An 18605-nucleotide genomic window follows, 5' to 3' on the forward strand; every position below is an offset into this window, starting at 1 on the left:
AAAAGTCAAAGAATTTTTGCGATCGCAAGCTGCTAGAACTTATCTTGAGTTAGATGAAGCTATTACAACTGCCCTAGATGCAGTCACCAAAAAAGACATTATTGGATGGTTCACTCACTGCTGTTACTATATTGCACCCAACTGAGAACCGCTATATAGACTTAGCATCTTCAAAGTAGGAAAATTGGGTTGACTAGAGAACCCAATTTTTTCTACTACTCCCCACTGGTCGCTAGAGCCTGTTAACCTCTTACTGGAACTTAAAATCTAGGAAATTATGCAGAAAGCATCTGCCACACATTTGGCATCTACTGATTATCAGGCTGCTGCAAAAGACATTAAACTACTAGTTTTGGATATAGATGGCACGATCGCTGGACACTCTAACACTCTCAGTGAACCTGTAAAGCAAGCAATTGTTGCGGCCCAAGCACGAGGAATTCAAGTAGCGATCGCTACAGGTCGAATGTATCGTTCAGCCTTGCGCTTCCACGAAGACATCGGCTCTACCTTACCATTAATGGCCTATCAGGGAGCCTGGATTCAAGACCCGATCACCCAAAAAGTTCATCGCCATTGGGCTGTTTCCAGGGAAATTGCCCACCAGCTACTCGACTATTTTGAACAGCCTGAGTTGCGATCGCTCCTATCTGTCCACTTTTACATCAATGATCAGCTATACGTCCGTGAGTTAACTAGAGAAACCCAAATTTATGCAGAACGTTCTGGTGTTACCGCGATTCCCGTGGGTGATTTGCGCCAAACTTTAACAAATGAACCGACAAAAATTCTTGCTTTGTCTGATGACACAGATGTAATCGACAAGCTATTGGGCAATTTGCGCCGCCAATACACACCTGCTGAACTTTATCTGACAACATCTGTTGCTACCTTTTTTGAAGCAACTAACGCCTCTGTGAATAAGGGGACTGCTGTACGTTACCTAGCCGAAGAATTATTGGGATTACAGTTAGCCAATGTTATGGCGATTGGCGATAACTTTAACGATGCGGAAATGCTAGAGTATGCCGGACTTGGTGTAGCTATGGGCAATGCACCAGCAGGAGTGCAAGCGATCGCGCAGTGGGTAGCTCCTAGTGTAGAAGAAGATGGAGCAGCAGTAGCAATTGAAAAGTTTTTGCTCTAGTGAGGGCACTTTTTCAGACGTAACCCATATAAATCAGAAAGGACACCGACGACTGGCCGTGTTTCGTCTCGGTGCCCCTGCTGGTTCGCTCCTCACACACCTGCTAATGTAGCCGAGGTGATGCATTGAGTCAATAGCTATATTAAAGTTTTTATTTTTACCTAAGCGACATTACCGATTTATAACTCCAAAGGCGCAAAAACACCCAGGTTTTCCTCTAGGACAAATCTTAATACTGACTGAGTAGCCATGAGCAATCCGAGTCTGGCTTGGGCTAGCTCTGGTGATGTAATTTTCACCTCACCCCAAATCCGGCAATTAGACCAGAACTTTTCAAAGGCCTGGCTCAAATTCAGTGCTACTTTTTCCCATTTCACAGAACCGCCAATATCAGGGCACTCTATGTTGTCTACCACTTGTATTAATTCGCTAATTAGACGACGCTCATCTGGGTGATTTAGCCGCAGTGTTCCGTCACAGTTGAGCCAAGGTAGAGGGTTGGGAGAGATAACATCCCAAAAAGCTGGACTAGTATTTGGAACTGGTTCTTTAAGTTTAATCAATCCCTCTCGGTGAGCCAGAAGCACTAGTGAACAGCAGCGTGCATGGGTGTATTGAACAGTAAACAAATTGGGCACTTGTACTGAGCGCAGCCTCTCCAAGAGTTGTATTGGGCATTGAAAAGAGTCATCGGGGCGGGATGCAGAGGGCAGAGGGGAAAACTTTTCTCCCTTGCTCCCCGCTCCCTGCTCCCCTGCCTCCCCTGCCTCCCCTGCCTCCCCTGTTCCCTGCTCCCTGCCCCCCATCTCCCCCTCTCCCCCTGAACTTCCGACTGCGAGATTTTGTAACCAAGTCGCTAAGGTTGAGTGAGTCAATTCAAAATGTATCCAACCAGGGGGAACTATTTGAATGCTAAAAACGTCCCCACAAATCCCTGATGTATCTGAGGCGATCGCACTGGCAAGTTCCATCGCTTTTCGATTCTGAGATTTTGATAGTCGCAGAGCTACACCTGAGATATACAAAACTCTATTATCATCTCTACCTTTATATAGAGGGATTTTTTCATCTTTTGTGCATATATATTTTCGTCTGCAAGTATTAATACTTAGTGATTTTATTAAATAACTCCATATTAGCTGTTTAATGGACGTATATTTGCTAACTAGTAATTTATAATGCACGTAATTTTATTGAAATAATCATGTAAAATATATTTGTTACTTTTCTGTCATCTACCTTGCGGTATAAATTTAATTTAGATGAAGAAAAATGAGAAGAGGATAAAATTTGATGAATAATCGATGAATAGTAAGTAAACTTTACTACCATCATTGTACAGTAGGAAGTATAACAAAAGAGTAGAGAGTAATTTGCTTTCTATTCTTTGGATTGGCTGGCGCTGTTAGGCGTTAAGCCTGCCTCGCCAACACAAAGACACTCCTTGCACCCTTTTATTTACGTCTTTGTCTTCAGCCGAACGCTCTTTGTTACCTATGCAATCTCCATCCTCCTTTTCTGAGGCATCACGGCCTTTTTTGACTTGGCAACGCATTCTTGACTGGGCTCAAGAACACTATCGCTGCCGTACCTTTAGCAAAGATGAGCGCATTCCAGCTCGACCTGGATTGCTGTATTTGGTGCAAAGGGGTGCGATCCGCATGGTAGGAACCGCCCAAGTTAGTGCGACTGCTAGTCAGCTAACGTCTCGACGAATCAACAGAACTCCAGAAGAAGCGTTCTTGGGTTTTGTGGGAGCGGGACAGCCATTTGAAATTGTTGCCCAATCACCATTCACACTCCAGGCTTACGCCCATGTTGACCAAACTGCGGTGCTGTGGATGTACTGGCATGATTTAGACAATTGGCCTCACTTCCGTCGCGAAGTTATGGATGCCTTTAGGTATCAGCACCAGCGTAAGCTGCTGTGGCTGAGTGCCTTGGGACAACGCCGCACAATTGACCGACTCTTAGGATTTCTCACATTGTTGATTGAGGAATATGGAGAGCCAGCAATGAGCGACACTGATCCTGATGTGATTCGCGGTTATTGTTTGCCTTTCCCCCTCACCCATGCCCAAATTGGTAGCGCGATTGGTTCCACTCGTGTCACCGTCACCCGCTTGATGGGTAAGCTGCGTCAACGTGGCTTAATCCTGACTCAAGGGGATAATCTCATTTGCTTGCCAGCAGAGTCGATTAATAGAGCTGGTTAAAGCACAGTTCAGAGCGGCGATTTCCGCCACTCTGTCTGAGTACGATAGGCTCCGCCTCGCCGGAGGCGATCGCAGGTGTCAGCGAACTTTAACAAACCCAGCTTGGGTAATCAGTTCCTGTCCCTGTTCAGTCAGCAGTAAGTTGGCGTAAGCGACACCTGCTTGCTGCTCAGTCTGACCATTCTGTTTGACCACCACAAACAGATTGCGGGTAATCGGGTATTTTCCTGATTGGAAAGCTTCAATGTTCAATTTGTTCCGTTTACCAGGACATTCAGACGGGAGGACAGAAGGTTCTTGGTATGGAGCAATGTATTGCCCTTGCGTCCGCCCCAACGGCAAGGCTTTGATTGAGCATTGAGGAATCACTTCTGGGGCAGAAGCGTAGTAGATGCTGCCAGGACTACCAGCCAATTTTTGCAAGGCTTGGGTGGTTGTCGAGACAAATTCCACATTGGAGCTGAAAGCTTGACCACCCAAGATATCTTGGACAAAAAGTTCGACTGTACCGCCATCAGCAATGCGGCGGGAATAGGGCTTAATCGGGATATTGGGGCCGCCCACCTGGCTCCAATTATTGATTTTTCCGGTGTAAATTGACTTTAACTGGTCTACCGTTAATCCTGGGATATTCAAGTTGGGGTTAACTGCAAATGCTAAACCATCAATTGCCACAGGAATTTGTTTCAAACTGAACCCACGCTGCTGGGCACGGCTTAATTCCTGATCTAAAACTGGTCGTGAGGATTGGACAAAGGCTAGTTGACCGTCTATCAAGGACTGGATGCCAGTACCAGAACCAGGAGATGCATTGCTGGGTTCTACATAGCGCAGCCGTAGCTCTGGCCGCGCAGCTTGAATTGCTGGATCAACTACTAGTCGAATCGGTGCCCAAGATGTACTGCCTCCGTAATTGAATAATCCTGTAGGAACATCCTGTACTGAGGTGAAAGTCCCGCTGCTAGGTTTTCCTGATGCGGCTTGGGGCGTGTTGGTGTTTCCAGAACTAATTTTATTTATCTCCACACCAGACTTTCTGCTGAACCACCAAAAACCGCCAGCTATTAGCCCGACAGTGATTAAAATTGATAATACAAGAATAGGTATTTCATTTTTTTGGGACATAGCAAATTACTCCCGCGTCCATTCAATATAAGTGCTTGATAGGTGCTTGCTACTTGAGATTGTATTTGGAAGACGGGTGTTTTGTTAGCAAATTCTGACAAATCCTAACTTCTGACTACTTTAGAAGCCAATGTATAATAAATTTCACCTGGATTATTCGTCTCTTGTCTCAAGATTTGAGTGCTGGTGAGAAAAAGTTGACAGTAAAATTTTTCCCCATAAGGCTTAATTTCCCATCTTGAGGGTTTTCCCAGGTTAAGTATTGGTTAAGTTTTAATTTTTTATTGCTGATTATCGTACTGGTTCAAAGTCATAACCAGTGCGGGAGCGAGAACCCGGAACAATTTTTACAAGTTGGACTGGCGCATTGCGATCGCCTGATGCTAAAAATCGAATTGTGCCAGAAGCGCCGCTGGTAGAAAAGTCAGAGGAGAAGAGTGCTTGTTGAACTCCCGATCGTGTGGGATTGCGTTCTAATGCCGCAATCAGAGCTACAGTGGCATCATAGCTGAGGGCACTTCGCCAACTCACATCACCACCCCATAGTTGCCGCGATTTCTGAGGAAAATCTGACTTAGGATCGCCATCAATATGCCAGGGAACTGCCACTACCATCCCCGTAGCTTGCTCTCTGCCAATTTCTAAAGTTTTAGCGGTGTAAACATCATCTCCCCCCAGCAGAGTTAACCGTTTCTGGTTAATCTGAATTACTTGCAGCGCTTTATCCAGAGTTTCAGTGTTAGCAGCTAACATCAACACTTCTGCACCTTGCTTAGTTGCTTGTTCTACACTTTTAGCTGCACTAAAATCCGCCTTGGATAAGTCAAATTCGCTGGATACCTGTCCACCCTCTAGGGAAACAGATGAAACAAACTCCGACTTTAAAGACTGGCTATAGTTACTCTGAGAATTAAAGAAAACCACTGCATTTTTTTTCTGCAAGGTTCTCACCATATAGTTGGCTAAACTTCTCGCAGCCATAAAATCACTGGGAACCGTGCGAAAAACGTAGCGGCTAAAGTTAGAAATTTTTACAGATGTGCTGGTAGGGGAAATTGCTACAAGTTGTCCAGAAGTATAGATAGTACCTGCGGCTAAGGTGGAATCGCTAGTATTCGGTCCAACTACACCTAATACTTCGGAATTGCTGACTAGGTTAGAAGCGATTTGCTTGGCTATTTCTGGATTGTCGTCGTCGTTAGCTATCCCTACCCTCAACGGTACTCCCTTGACTCCTCCAGAGCTATTAACTTGATTTTGGGCTTGGGCGATTCCACGTAAAATTTCTAAAGAAGTATTAGGGTCAGTGCCGAATGGTACAGAAGCCACAATGGTGTAGCTCTTGGAAGAACCGATGCGGGCGTTGTTAAGAAAAATTAGTGTTTCTGGATCGTTCCGGTTGAGTTTTAGGGCAGCTGTGAAATTGACGATCGCTTTGTCATAACTTTTAGCAGCGATCGCCTGTACTCCTTCTTTTTTCACTGGAGAAATCTCACCTGGAGTAAAGGATTTTTCCCCAAAACTAATGCGGTCTTTGCTACCTGTTTGTTGATTTTGAGTGATGGTATTACCAATTTTGACCCCATTGTTAGTAAACCACCAAAAACCACCGCCAACTATTCCAACTGTCAGCAGCAGGGTCAAAGCTAAAATTGTGGTTTCATTCTTTTGTGACATGAACAAATTTGAATAAAGAAGAAAAGTTTATTATTTGTAAATCTTATGTCTTGAAATAACAAGCGAACTACTTGTCTTTGAGTTGGGCAACAGTTAAACCAGGGATGTTGAGATTGTGGTTAACTGCGATCGCAATACCATCAATCGCCACCGAAATTTCTTTCAAATTAAATTCTTTTTGTTTAGCTTCTGTATTTTCTTCAGCTTTAACTGAGCGAGAAGATTGAGAAAAAGCTAGTTGATTATCTATCAACATCCGAATACCAGTTCCAGATCCTGGTTTACCTGAAGGAGGTTGAGTGTAGCGTAAAGTAAATTGAGGGCAGAGGCTTTGCAGTACGGAGTCTGCCTCTTTACGGATGGGTGCCCAGGTTTTACTACCACCATAGTTGAATGTCCCCTGTGGAAGATTTGCCACGTTACATCTGTTGACAAACTGGTTTATGGGATTACTTGTGTTGCCACTCCCCGAAGACTTAGGAATAGTTCCACTTAATTGTGCCCACCGTTCCATAAGAAACCATAGACCACCAAAGATTAAACCAATGGTGATGACAACGGCTAAGAAAAGACTAAGTGTTTCGTTTTTCTGAGACATAGGTGGCTGTTAGCACCAGGATTTTTTTAAAGTAACAGAGATAATAATTTATAAATAAGTCGAAATACGGCTGTCAGTGAAATAGCTACTAAGCCTGCTGCAACTGCTAAAATAACTACTGAGAGAATGTCAAGACCCCCCCGTAAAAAGGGGACAAAAAAAATAATCCCAAAAGTAATTGTTGGAATAATTAATAAATCAAACTTTTCAATCCACCGCCTGGTTTGGGCAAATATTAGTATTCCCAAAATTACAGATGCAACACTTAAAGTAACTATTGGTGATTTTACTAGACTGAAGAGGGCGATCGCGATCAATGCACCCTCAAATCCACTAAATGCCGCTCCACCCAACAATTCCACTGTAGAAAACGCTGGTTGAGTTGGTGAAGGGCGGGGGACGACGGGACTAGAACCTTTGGGTGGTTGTGGCGGAAGTGTTACAGAGGGCGAATTAAGTTGTGTAGGGGCTTGAGCTGCCTGTGAGTTAAGTGCATCTAAAACCTCCTGGGCTGACTGGAAGCGCTGATTAGCAGCAGGTAGCAACATCTTGTCTAATATGTCAGCAAGACGAGGCTTGACAGTTACCTGGGTTCGCCATTTCCACTGGTTACTATAGGCATCAAACAGTTGAATTGCTTCCTGATTTGTTAACAAGGTAATAACAGTTACAGCCAGCGCGTATAAGTCTGTAGATGGGAATACTTGGCCCCCAGCCATCTGTTCAGGGGGTGCAAATCCCATAGAATAAATTCCTGTGGAAGAGGCAGCAGAACCAAGTGCAACATTTGTTACTTGCTTAACTGCGCCAAAATCTAGTAGAAAAAGTCTACCGTCACGACGGCGCATGATGTTAGAGGGTTTAATATCTCTGTGGATAATTCCTCTATAATGGACAAACTTTAGCACCTTCAGGATTTCTTGCAGCACCTCCAACACTTGCTGTTCAGAAAATTTTCCCTGCTGAACTAATTCTTCCTCTAGGTTTTGCCCATCAATGTATTCTTGCACCAAGTAAAAAAATTGGTCTTGCTGTCCTGGTTGCAAGCTATTAACTATCACTGGAAAGAAAGCAAACAAGTCAGGAATTTGTTCGTGGTCGTTACCAAGTTGTGCTAAAACTTCTGCCTCTCTCTCAAACATTAACTGCGCTTGTTGCAGTTGAGTTAAGGTTAAATTTCCCGCTGGTTGAAACTGCTTAACCACGCATTGACGCATTCCCGGTATTCGGCGATCGCGTGCCAAAAAAGCTGCTCCAAACCCGCCCCTTCCCAGCAGCTTCATTGGTACGTATCGACCATCTAGCATCAGTGGCATACCACAGGTAGTGCAATACTTTTGCTGGGTTGTTTTCAGCGTTGTAATATCATCTAAATCGGCAAAATAGTTCTGTGGACGTGGGCAACGTGGACGAGTACAGTAAACTTCCATTTTCTTGATTAGTCATTAGTCAAAATAATTCGTAATTCGTATTAGTTCACTCAGGTTATATAGAAACTAAATCTCTTGATCAAGAACAGGAAACTTTTTTGCTGATATCAAATTCCTAGCTTGCCTACGACAGGCTATGCGAAAAGCTAGGAGATAATAATTACGAATTACGAATTACGAATTATTTGGTCATTGGTCATTTACAAAAAACATAGGACAAATGACATAGACGCCCTAAGGGTAGGACTAATGATCGGATTGTTAGTCTTCGCCGGAGGAGATAGGCGTTGCTGCATCCAATGTAGCTAACACTATGTTTTTTTGTGTTAATTTTAACACATCTTGATTCCATCCTGGGTTCGCAAACTGGGGCAAAATTTCTTGACTAAAGGCTTCTGCGGCCTTGGATCTATAGCGATTGGGATTAAAAATCAGCCATAGTGTCCGTTTGACGACAACGCCTTCAATGTTGGCACAATGCAGAACGCCCATTTGTAACTCTTTAGCGATCGCACTAGTTGAAACAAAGGCAGCCCCCAAACCAGATTGCACAGCATTTTTAATTGCTTCAATGGAATTCAATTCCATTTCAACCTTAAAACGTCTAGTATCAATTTCACAGCGTGCTAGCACTTGGTCAATTACTTTGCGGATAGTCGATTGGGAATCTAGGGCAATGAATTGTAATTTATATAGGTCTTCTTTTTGGATTTTTTCAAGTTTGGCAAAGGGATGAAAGACAGGTAAAATCAGCGCTAGTTCGTCTTCAGCGTAAGAAATAATTTCTAAAGATTCTGACAGTTCACCAGGAATTTCACCGCCGATAATCGCCAGATCAACTTGTCCGTTCGCGACACTCCAAGCAGTCCGCCGGGTAGAGTGAACATGTAATTGCACTGCCACATCCGGATATTTTTGTCGGAACATACCAATCATTCTGGGCAAAAGATAAGTGCCGGTGGTTTGAGAAGCACCGACAATCAAAGTACCGCCTTGGAGATTTTGTAAATCCTCGATCGCGCGGCAGGTTTCCTGACACAGACTGAGGATTTTTTCACCGTAGCTTAAAAGTAGATGCCCGGCTTCAGTTAATTGGGCGCGTCGTCCTCCACGGTCGAATAAGGGGACATCTAGCTGCCGTTCGAGATTTTGCACTTGCAAACTCACGGCTGGCTGGGAAACGTAAAGACTATCAGCGGCACGCTTGAAGCTTCCTTCTTGTGCGATCGCTTTCAGGATACGTAACTGATCTAAAGTGAAAGGAAGGTCAGACATAAGGCTCAACCCACAAACTTTTAAAGGAGCGGATGCACGCAATAAATCCGGTTTGGCAGCAATCAGCCGGACATGATTTGTTGCATATTAAACTTGAAGGCTTGACTCGAAAAAGACAGTAGCACAACATCTTGACTAAAGTCCCCTTTTGAATACTTTGTGGTATTGGTTGTACTGAATTCAGTTTTCTTTAAATTACTTCACCCGTGTATATGCTGCTGATTTCTTGGTTGACACCCAGTCATTTTGTCATACTGGGGTTACAAATAGTTTTTGCGATCGCTCATAGTGGAGGCGCTGCTTTGCGCCCTTGGGCAGAAAAATACATTGGCCCAAGGCTTTATCGCATTCTCTTTGCATTAGTCAGCCTACCGTTGGCTGTGATATTAATTATTTACTTTTTTGGGCACCGCTATGATGGTTTGCAACTTTGGCAGGTACAAGGGGTGCTAGGAGTGCGAGAATTTGTTTGGCTGCTGTCAGCAATCTCGTTTTTGTTTTTATATCCTGCTACCTTCAATCTACTAGAAATTGCTGCTATTCAAAAGCCCCAAGTTCATCTCTACGAAACAGGAATTATTCGGATTACCCGTCATCCCCAGATGGTGGGACAAATAATCTGGTGTGTTGCCCATACTCTGTGGCTGGGTACTACCTTTACCCTGGTAACTTCCATTGGATTGGTGTTGCATCACTTGTTTGGGGTTTGGCACGGGGATCGTCGCTTGAGCGATCGCTATGGAGAAGCCTTTGAAATTGCCAAACAGCGGACTTCAATTATTCCCTTTAAAGCAATTATTGACGGGCGTCAATCTCTCAAATGGCAGGAATTTCTCCGCCCTGCCTATTTGGGAGTTGCCATTTTTATAGCTTTGCTTTGGTGGTCGCACCCTCTGTTGCTGGAAGCAACTAGTAGGATAGGATGGTAACTCTAGGCGATCCCCAATGTCAGGAAAAAATCTCAAAAAAATCCCAAATAGATGAAAATTTCAGCTTATCAATTGCCCCAAATCAATGTAGGATAAATTCAAACATCTATTCAGTGGGGGTGCGTTAAGTCAGCTTGAGATTTTATATTGGTAGTCGTCGGTCAGTTGTCTTTAACCTTGGGAGAAAGTAGCAGATTCAGTCAAATCCCCAGTCTGACCACGGCAATCAGGAGTTTAACATTCAAAAAAGCCAGCGCGACTTCAACGGTGGCTTTTTTGTCAGAGACACATTAACGCGCTCAATTTTTGCCTAATTATTTTGTGTCCTGAAATTTGTGTCCTGAAAGCATCTATCGCCAGTTACTGACTTGCCAATCCTTCACTTCAGTGCTGATAGCTAGTTTGATATAAAAACCTTATAAACCAAGAGGCGTCATGGTGTTGTCGGTTAGTGAGCGGACATTTACTCAAGAAGTTTTAGAATCTCCTATTCCTGTTTTAGTTAATTTTGAAGCACCTTGGTGTGGCTTGTGTCGGATTATTCACCCACTGTTGTTGCAATTTCAAGCCCAATGCGGGGAAGAAATTAAATTAGTTGGGGTTAACGCCGATCAAAATTTTAAATTGTCTACTACTTATAGGCTAAAATCACTACCCACTTTACTATTGATTGAAAACGGCGCTGTTCGCCATCGCTTGGAAGGCTTTCGCGGCAGAGAAGATTTACGTCTAGCTTTAGAAGACATTAAAGCCAGTTACAGCAATTGCCCTAAAATCTACAAAAGTTCAAAAACAGTGGACTTAGAGTGTCGGTCAGCTTGAAGAGAGTGCCCAGTCGTGAGTAATAATTAAACTCAGGACCGGGCACTCAGCATTCAGAAGTATTCTCGGCAAATCTAAAACCATGCTTAACACCCCACCCAATCAGCCTTGGGTGGGTTATTTTATCCTAAAGGGTGTGTGTCACAATTATTAACAGTTTCGACACGCTATTCAAGAATTCTAAAAGTAGGCGTCAGTGATGGAAGTAATCTATCAGTATGCCTGGCTGATTCCGGTGTTCCCTCTTTTTGGGGCAATGCTGGTCGGTCTAGGGTTAATCTCGTTGAATCAGGTGACAAACCGCCTACGGCAGCTTAACGCTGTGGTGATTATCTCCATGATGGGAGCAGCTATGGGGCTGTCGTTTGCCTTGCTATGGAGTCAAATTCAAGGACACGCGCCTTATATTCGCACCTTGGAGTGGGCGGCAGCAGGTAATTTTCACCTGAGCATGGGCTACACTATTGACCACCTGACAGCCCTAATGCTGGTGATTGTAACAACGGTAGCCTTGTTAGTCATGATTTACACCGATGGCTACATGGCTCACGATCCCGGTTACGTGAGGTTTTACGCCTATCTCAGTTTGTTTGGCTCCTCAATGTTAGGTCTGGTGGTCAGTCCCAACCTAGTACAGATTTATATATTCTGGGAACTGGTCGGGATGTGTTCCTACTTGCTGGTCGGCTTTTGGTACGATCGCAAGTCAGCAGCAGATGCCGCTCAAAAAGCGTTTGTCACCAACCGCGTGGGCGACTTTGGTCTCCTGCTGGGCATTTTGGGGCTGTTTTGGGCAACAGGCAGCTTTGATTTTACTGTTATGGGCGATCGCCTCGCCCAACTTGTGCAATCAGGTTCTATCAGCAATTTTCTCGCTGTCCTGTTTGCGATTTTAGTTTTCTTAGGGCCAGTTGCTAAATCAGCCCAATTCCCTCTCCATGTCTGGCTACCAGATGCAATGGAAGGCCCCACCCCCATTTCTGCCTTGATTCACGCGGCAACAATGGTGGCAGCGGGTGTTTTCCTTATTGCTCGGATGTACCCAGTATTTGAAGACGTTCCAGCCGCAATGAATGTCATTGCCTTTACTGGGGCGTTTACAGCGTTTTTGGGGGCAACCATTGCGATTACCCAAAACGACATCAAAAAGGGCTTGGCTTACTCCACCATTTCCCAACTCGGTTACATGGTGATGGCAATGGGAATAGGCTCCTACAGTGCTGGACTATTCCACCTGATGACCCACGCCTATTTCAAGGCGATGCTGTTCTTGGGTTCAGGTTCAGTAATTCACGGCATGGAAGGTGTTGTTGGTCACGACCCTGCCCTAGCTCAAGATATGCGCTTGATGGGCGGACTGCGGAAGTACATGCCCGTTACAGCAACTACCTTTTTGATTGGTTGCTTGGCAATTTCTGGTATTCCACCCTTTGCTGGTTTCTGGTCAAAAGATGAAATTTTGGGGAAGGCTTTTGAGGCTAACCCACTTCTCTGGTTTATCGGCTGGCTAACTGCTGGGATTACAGCTTTCTATATGTTTAGAATGTATTTCATGACATTTGAAGGCAAATTCCGGGGTACTGACGAAAAAATCAAGGAAAAACTCAAGAAGGCTGCGGCGACAATTGTCCTGGAATTAGAGTCAGAAGAACCAGTCCCGAATTTTGGGCCTGGGGCGATGAAGAAAGGAGAATTGGCGGCAACTAGTGAGCACCACGACTCCCATGACTCCCACGGGCATCACAGCGACTCGCCTCACGAGTCTCCGTGGACAATGACTCTGCCGTTGGCACTGTTGGCTGTGCCTTCGATTTTCATTGGTTTGGTGGGAACTCCCTACGCCAATTATTTTGAAGAGTTTATCTTTCCTCCTAGCGAAACTCTCACCGAAGTTCTAGAAAAAACCGCCGAGTTCAATCCGACGGAATTCTACATTATGGCGGGTGCCTCAGTGGGAATTTCCTTGATTGCGATTACCTTAGCTTCGCTGATGTATTTGCGCCGTAAGATTGACCCGGCTGCGATCGCTGCTAAAATCCAACCACTTTATGAGTTATCCCTCAACAAGTGGTACTTTGATGACATTTACCATCGGGTTTTTGTCCTCGGCTTGCGTCGCGTAGCCAGACAAGTTATGGAAGTTGACTTCCGCGTTGTCGATGGTGCTGTTAACCTCACAGGCTTTTTCACCCTTGTTAGCGGTGAAGGTCTGAAGTACCTAGAAAACGGTCGCGCTCAATTTTATGCCTTGATTGTGTTTGGGGCGGTTTTGGGCTTAGTGATTGTCTTTGGTGTCACCTAGTTTTAGTGCTGAGTGCTGTTAGCGGTAGTGGGGCGTTTAGCCCATGCCGAGCGCTGAGTGAAGATGGAAATACACTATCTTTACTCAGCAAAATCTACACCTTCACCTCAGTACTCTACTCATGACTCAGCACTTAGCACTCATGACTCAGCACTCACTAAAGATGAAGGCAAGGATATACATTTACCTACCTTCATCTTTCTTTATTTTTATTAAATCAACCTAACGAGCAAGACCAAATCCCCAAAAAGCTGTTAGTTAATAGCTAGTGACTTTTTGCCAAACATGATTTTGATAGCAGACCAATTGCCATGAATACAGCTAATTTTCCGTGGCTGACGACGATTATTCTGTTTCCGATAGCGGCGTCACTACTGATTCCCATCATCCCGGATAAAGAAGGCAAAACAGTGCGCTGGTACTCCCTAATCGTAGGGCTGATAGATTTTGCACTAATTGTTTATGCTTTTTATACTGGGTATGATTTCTCCAATCCAGATTTGCAGTTGGTGGAGAGTTACCCCTGGGTACCCCAACTAGATTTGAATTGGTCAGTAGGGGCTGATGGTTTATCTATGCCCCTAATTATTTTGACTGGATTCATTACCACGCTGGCGATTTTAGCAGCTTGGCCTGTTACCTTCAAGCCGAAGCTATTTTACTTCTTGATTTTGGCGATGTATGGCGGTCAGATTGCCGTGTTCGCTGTCCAGGATATGCTGTTATTTTTCCTGGTGTGGGAACTGGAACTAGTACCGATATACTTTCTGCTGTCGATTTGGGGAGGCAAAAGGCGGCAATATGCAGCGACCAAATTTATTTTATACACCGCTGGCGGTTCGCTGTTTATTTTGCTGTCTGCCCTGACAATGGGATTTTACGGCGATACGGTGACGTTTGATATGCGATCGCTCGCCCTCAAAGATTTCGCCCTCAATTTTCAACTTGCCCTCTATGCTGGCTTCTTGATTGCCTACGCCGTCAAGTTGCCGATTATTCCCTTGCACACTTGGCTACCTGATGCCCACGGTGAAGCAACAGCACCCGTACACATGTTATTGGCAGGTATTCTGCTGAAAATGGGCGGTTACGCCTTAATTCGGATGAATGCCCAAATGCTCCCCGACGCCCACGCCTTTTTTGCACCAGTGTTGGTGGTTTTGGGGGTAGTTAATATCATTTACGCTGCCCTAACATCCTTTGCCCAGCGAAACCTCAAGCGAAAAATTGCTTACTCCTCAATTTCTCACATGGGCTTTGTGATGATTGGTATTGCCTCCTTCACCGATTTGGGATTGAGTGGGGCAGTGTTGCAAATGGTTTCCCACGGGTTAATTGGGGCGAGTTTGTTCTTCCTCGTTGGCGCAACTTACGATCGCACACACACTCTGATGTTGGATGAAATGGGTGGTGTTGGTAAGAGAATGCCGAAGATTTTCGCCATGTTCACCACCTGTTCAATGGCTTCTTTGGCATTGCCAGGGATGAGCGGTTTCGTGGCAGAATTAATGGTATTTGTTGGCTTTGCTACTAGCGATGCTTATAGCTCTACTTTCAAAGTCATTGTGGTGTTCTTGATGGCAGTTGGAGTGATTTTAACTCCCATTTATCTGCTGTCGATGTTGCGGGAAATTTTCTACGGAGAAGAGAACAAGGAATTAGTTTCTCACCAAGCTTTAATAGATGCTGAACCCCGCGAAGTATTTATTATTGCTTGTTTGTTAGTGCCAATTATTGGTATTGGTTTCTATCCTAAGTTGCTGACTCAAATGTATGACGCTACAACTGTACAATTGACGGCAAGATTGCGTGATTCCGTGCCGACATTAGCACAGCAAAAAGAAGAAGCAGCAAAGGTTTCTTTGAGTGCGCCCCAAATCGCTAATTAAGTTGCGATCGCTAGTTTAGTTTAAATATTTATTACTTTGAGGGCGGGTTTTATACCTGCCCTTTTTGTTACTCACTCGAAACTTTTAATTCGGTAAAGTCAAAAAATCATCGAACTGAGTTTAAAAATCCTGTATGAGGTAAGTGAGTAGATTTATTTTTTACAATTTTCATAAAAATAGATTTTAAACTGATTGATTTGTTTGCAACCAGTAAAGTAAATCTTCCATAGCAGTAAAATCCAACAAAACTTCACCAAGGGTTTCTAACTTATTTAAAGAAAGAGATTGGATACGCTCTTGCAATTGTGGTGATAATTCTCCCACTCGTCTTTGTAGTAACTTTAAAATAAGCCTGTTATTTGCCCAGAGTAGCATCAAAGTCTGGATAGAGTAGTAGTACTTACAGTAGCTAGCTTAGAACTTTGCTGAATCGGAATCTCAACCCAAAACTCTGCTCCCTGTCCTGGTTCCGAAATACACCAAATAGATCCGTTGTGTTTTTCTGTGACAATCTGAGCGCTAATTGCCAGTCCTAATCCTGTGCCTTTACCTGCGGCTTTTGTGGTAAAGAAAGGGTCAAATAATCGTTGTTTAACTACTTCGGTCATGCCAGGGCCATTATCTACAATTTGTACAGTTATGCGATCCGAGTTGCGTAACTTAGTACGTATTACAATTTGGCTGGGGTTAGCTTCTATATCCTCAGCAGTTCGCTGACTGTTACAACTATCCAGGGCGTCAATGGCATTACTGATCAGATTCATAAACACCTGATTGAGTTGTCCAGCATAGCACTCTACTAACGGAATATCACCATATTCTTTTACTATTTCAATTCCGGTATTTCCAGGCGTTTGTTTGAAGCGATTTTGTAAAATCAGCAGTGTACTATCAATACCTTCATGAATGTTGACAGGCTTCATATCCGCCTCGTCAAGTCGAGAAAAATTCCGCAAGGATAGAACTATTTCACGAATGCGATTAGCTCCCATTTTCATTGAAACTAATATTTTAGGTAGATCCTCAGCCATAAAATCAAGGTCGATCGCTTCTATATGAGCTTGTACCTCAGATGTTGGATTAGGATTAGACTTTTGATAGAGTTCTACCAGTTCCAGTAAGCCTAGTGTATATTCATTTACATGAGTAAGGTTGCCGTAAATGAAGTTAACTGGGTTATTGATTTCGTGAGCTACACCAGCCACTAATTGACCTAAACTCGACATTTTTTCGGTCTGAATTAGTTGAGCTTGGGTTTCTTTGAGATTGTGCAAAGCTTGGTTGAGTTGTTCTGCCTGAGCAGTAGCAGCAGCAGTAGCATCGCGGCTTTGATTATACAATTGTGCCTGGTCAATGGCGATCGCTAACTGGTCAGCCACACCTCGAATCAGTTCCACCTCATCATCACTCCAGGAACGAAGCGCCCTACTATGTTCGCAGACAATCACACCTAAGCGACCCGACTGAGTTTGCACCGAAACTGTTAGTAGAGACTTAAAGCCCAATGTCACCAGTAAATTCCGATTCCTGGAATCAAGCCAGGAATCTGTAGCAATGTCATCAAAGCAAAGCAAATTCCCTTCCAGAACAGCCTCACTCAGTGCTTCCACATTCTGGATAGGAGAACAGCCCAAGGGTTCTGGTAAATCGGGAGCGCAAGCTTGCTGACTGAGTTCAAAGCTAGTAGATTCATCTTCTTTATTACACCAAAGAAACTGGCATCGATCAATTTGGAGCAGTTCCCGAACTTCACCCACTACTGTACTCAAAATCGTATTTAGATCCAGCGAATTACGAATTTGACTAGATAGACAAGTTTTCAGAATTTTTTCCCGCTCAACTAGCTCTCGCAACTGGGCTTCAGACTGCCTTAACTCTTCCTGGGCCATCTGACGATTGACACTAGCTCTTGCTAGTAGCCAAGAACCAATGCCAATTAGTCCTACCAACCCAGCATATAGGAGTAGCAATTGACTCAAAAATCGGTTTGATTTAGTCGCTAATGTCTCTGGCGACACCCATGAGACAATCTTCCAGTGATAAGACTTAGTGTCAATTTGATTTTGGCTTGCGGCAAAAGCCTGCCCTGCTCCCGTACTAGATTTTTGCCCTTCGACAAGCGGGTAGACTGTAGTAAAAGTGAACATTCCCTCAGCAGTTTGGAATTGTCCCGATTCTTTTTGAGAAATTTGCTGCCATGCTTGGGGAAAAGTTTTGCCAAAAGTGCGGTTTTTGCGATCGGGAAACATAAATCCCCATTCATCCTCAGATTTCGCCCCTTTTAACCAGTAACCATCAGCATTCAGCAGCATTCCCTGGCTAGTGGCGTTAGCGAGGGCTTGATTAAAATTATCCAGCAGTTTGCTGCCGAAATAATTCAACACGACAATGCCTCGTTTCTGTCCACGGCTATCAAAAACGGGAGTGCCAAAGCGGATCATTGGTTTGAGGGGTTGTTCAACCTGACCTCGTTCAATATTCAGGTCAAGGGGAGAGACAAACACTTGTCCTTGGTTCAGCCGCAAAGTGTCATTAAACCAGTAGCGCTTGGCTTGCACTTGCAGTTTTTCTTCAGGGACAATCTCTGGTTCACCCTGTTTGAAGTTAACTCTGACAACTTCCTTACCTGATTGATCTAAAAAGCGAATTTGGTCGTAAAGTTTTTTATATCGAGAAAATAATAAGAATTCTTTGGAAAGTGCCTGTTGTTCTCCATCTACTCTTTTTAAAATACCCTGTAACTCATTTTGTCTAGAAATAACGATCAAATCTGATACAACCGAGTGAAAGTCTCCGCTGATTACTTTTGTTTGTAAATCTACCTTGCCGAGTTCATTGGTTTTTAATACAACTTTCTCAGTTTGTATCTGCTGGTAGTAGATAGTCCCTAAAATACCCCCAACTAACGCTGACAATGGCAAAAAAACCGTTAGGAAATTTTTGATTAAAATTTGCGAATGGATCTGTGGTGACATATCTGATACTTAAGTACGACTCAAAAATCGGGCTAAAAATCAGCTAAGTTCCAGCTGTGCGACATTTTCTGAGTCAAGGTTGAGAGAAGACTTTTTCTCCTGGTAGGTATAGGTAATCAGCCCAGCTACCAAATTCACCATGAAATTGAATACTCTGCGACTTCTGGAATGTTCTAGTTGAACAATATTCCACCCTTTTTTGCTATTGTCAGTTAGACAC

The 18605-nt window shown here is 44.0% G+C and carries 13 protein-coding genes and 1 pseudogene; 6 read left to right on the forward strand and 8 right to left on the reverse strand.

Going from position 1 to position 18605, the window contains the following annotated elements:
- Window positions 1-277: 277 nt before the first annotated feature.
- The gene (locus RM347_RS16225) at window positions 278-1147 is read left to right on the forward strand and encodes a Cof-type HAD-IIB family hydrolase (protein WP_322716079.1); all 870 of its coding nucleotides are present in this window, start codon (window positions 278-280) and stop codon (window positions 1145-1147) included.
- Window positions 1148-1326: 179 nt separating this feature from the next.
- On the opposite strand, the gene RM347_RS16230 is transcribed toward RM347_RS16225, so the two are convergent.
- Window positions 1327-2118, reverse strand: coding sequence for a DALR anticodon-binding domain-containing protein (locus tag RM347_RS16230; protein WP_322716080.1), 792 nt, complete (start codon window positions 2116-2118; stop codon window positions 1327-1329).
- A gap of 525 nt (window positions 2119-2643) precedes the next feature.
- Here RM347_RS16230 and RM347_RS16235 point away from each other — a divergent pair.
- A complete protein-coding gene (locus RM347_RS16235) occupies window positions 2644-3363 on the forward strand; it encodes a Crp/Fnr family transcriptional regulator (RefSeq protein ID WP_012412419.1) in 720 nt (239 codons plus the stop codon).
- A 78-nt stretch (window positions 3364-3441) separates the two neighbouring features.
- Here RM347_RS16235 and RM347_RS16240 read toward each other — a convergent pair whose 3' ends face one another.
- From RM347_RS16240 to RM347_RS16260, 5 genes and pseudogenes are all read right to left on the reverse strand, one after another.
- Window positions 3442-4488, reverse strand: a complete 1047-nt coding sequence (locus RM347_RS16240) for a PstS family phosphate ABC transporter substrate-binding protein (RefSeq protein ID WP_322716081.1) — start codon at window positions 4486-4488, stop codon at window positions 3442-3444.
- 291 nt (window positions 4489-4779) lie between these two features.
- Window positions 4780-6165, reverse strand: coding sequence for an ABC transporter substrate-binding protein (locus RM347_RS16245; RefSeq protein ID WP_322716082.1), 1386 nt, complete (start codon window positions 6163-6165; stop codon window positions 4780-4782).
- Window positions 6166-6238: 73 nt separating this feature from the next.
- Window positions 6239-6763 (reverse strand): annotated as a pseudogene (locus RM347_RS16250) (substrate-binding domain-containing protein); the annotation flags it as partial.
- A gap of 26 nt (window positions 6764-6789) precedes the next feature.
- Window positions 6790-8193, reverse strand: coding sequence for a serine/threonine-protein kinase (locus RM347_RS16255; protein WP_322716084.1), 1404 nt, complete (start codon window positions 8191-8193; stop codon window positions 6790-6792).
- 261 nt (window positions 8194-8454) lie between these two features.
- The gene (locus RM347_RS16260; RefSeq protein ID WP_322716085.1) at window positions 8455-9468 is read right to left on the reverse strand and encodes a LysR family transcriptional regulator; all 1014 of its coding nucleotides are present in this window, start codon (window positions 9466-9468) and stop codon (window positions 8455-8457) included.
- A gap of 212 nt (window positions 9469-9680) precedes the next feature.
- Here RM347_RS16260 and RM347_RS16265 point away from each other — a divergent pair, with 212 nt between their 5' ends.
- The 4 genes from RM347_RS16265 to ndhD1 all read left to right on the forward strand — a co-directional run bounded on the left by RM347_RS16265 (window position 9681) and on the right by ndhD1 (window position 15410).
- Window positions 9681-10397 (forward strand): NnrU family protein, encoded by a 717-nt coding sequence (locus tag RM347_RS16265; RefSeq protein ID WP_322716086.1) that lies wholly within the window; start codon window positions 9681-9683, stop codon window positions 10395-10397.
- A gap of 435 nt (window positions 10398-10832) precedes the next feature.
- The gene (locus tag RM347_RS16270; protein WP_322716087.1) at window positions 10833-11219 is read left to right on the forward strand and encodes a thioredoxin family protein; all 387 of its coding nucleotides are present in this window, start codon (window positions 10833-10835) and stop codon (window positions 11217-11219) included.
- A gap of 199 nt (window positions 11220-11418) precedes the next feature.
- Window positions 11419-13521, forward strand: a complete 2103-nt coding sequence (locus RM347_RS16275) for an NAD(P)H-quinone oxidoreductase subunit 5 (RefSeq protein ID WP_322716088.1) — start codon at window positions 11419-11421, stop codon at window positions 13519-13521.
- Window positions 13522-13832: 311 nt separating this feature from the next.
- On the forward strand, window positions 13833-15410 hold the full coding sequence (ndhD1, locus tag RM347_RS16280) for a photosynthetic/respiratory NAD(P)H-quinone oxidoreductase subunit D1 (RefSeq protein WP_322716089.1): 1578 nt from the start codon (window positions 13833-13835) through the stop codon (window positions 15408-15410).
- Between the two features lie 183 nt (window positions 15411-15593).
- Here the strand turns inward: ndhD1 and RM347_RS16285 are convergent, their stop codons facing one another.
- A complete protein-coding gene (locus RM347_RS16285) occupies window positions 15594-15785 on the reverse strand; it encodes a DUF4351 domain-containing protein (RefSeq protein WP_322716090.1) in 192 nt (63 codons plus the stop codon).
- Window positions 15785-18385, reverse strand: coding sequence for an ATP-binding protein (locus tag RM347_RS16290; RefSeq protein WP_322716091.1), 2601 nt, complete (start codon window positions 18383-18385; stop codon window positions 15785-15787). Before RM347_RS16290 ends, RM347_RS16285 begins: the two co-directional genes overlap by 1 nt.
- Window positions 18386-18605: the final 220 nt, after the last annotated feature.

The organism is Nostoc sp. ChiQUE02, assembly GCF_034531305.2.
GTDB lineage: Bacteria > Cyanobacteriota > Cyanobacteriia > Cyanobacteriales > Nostocaceae > Nostoc.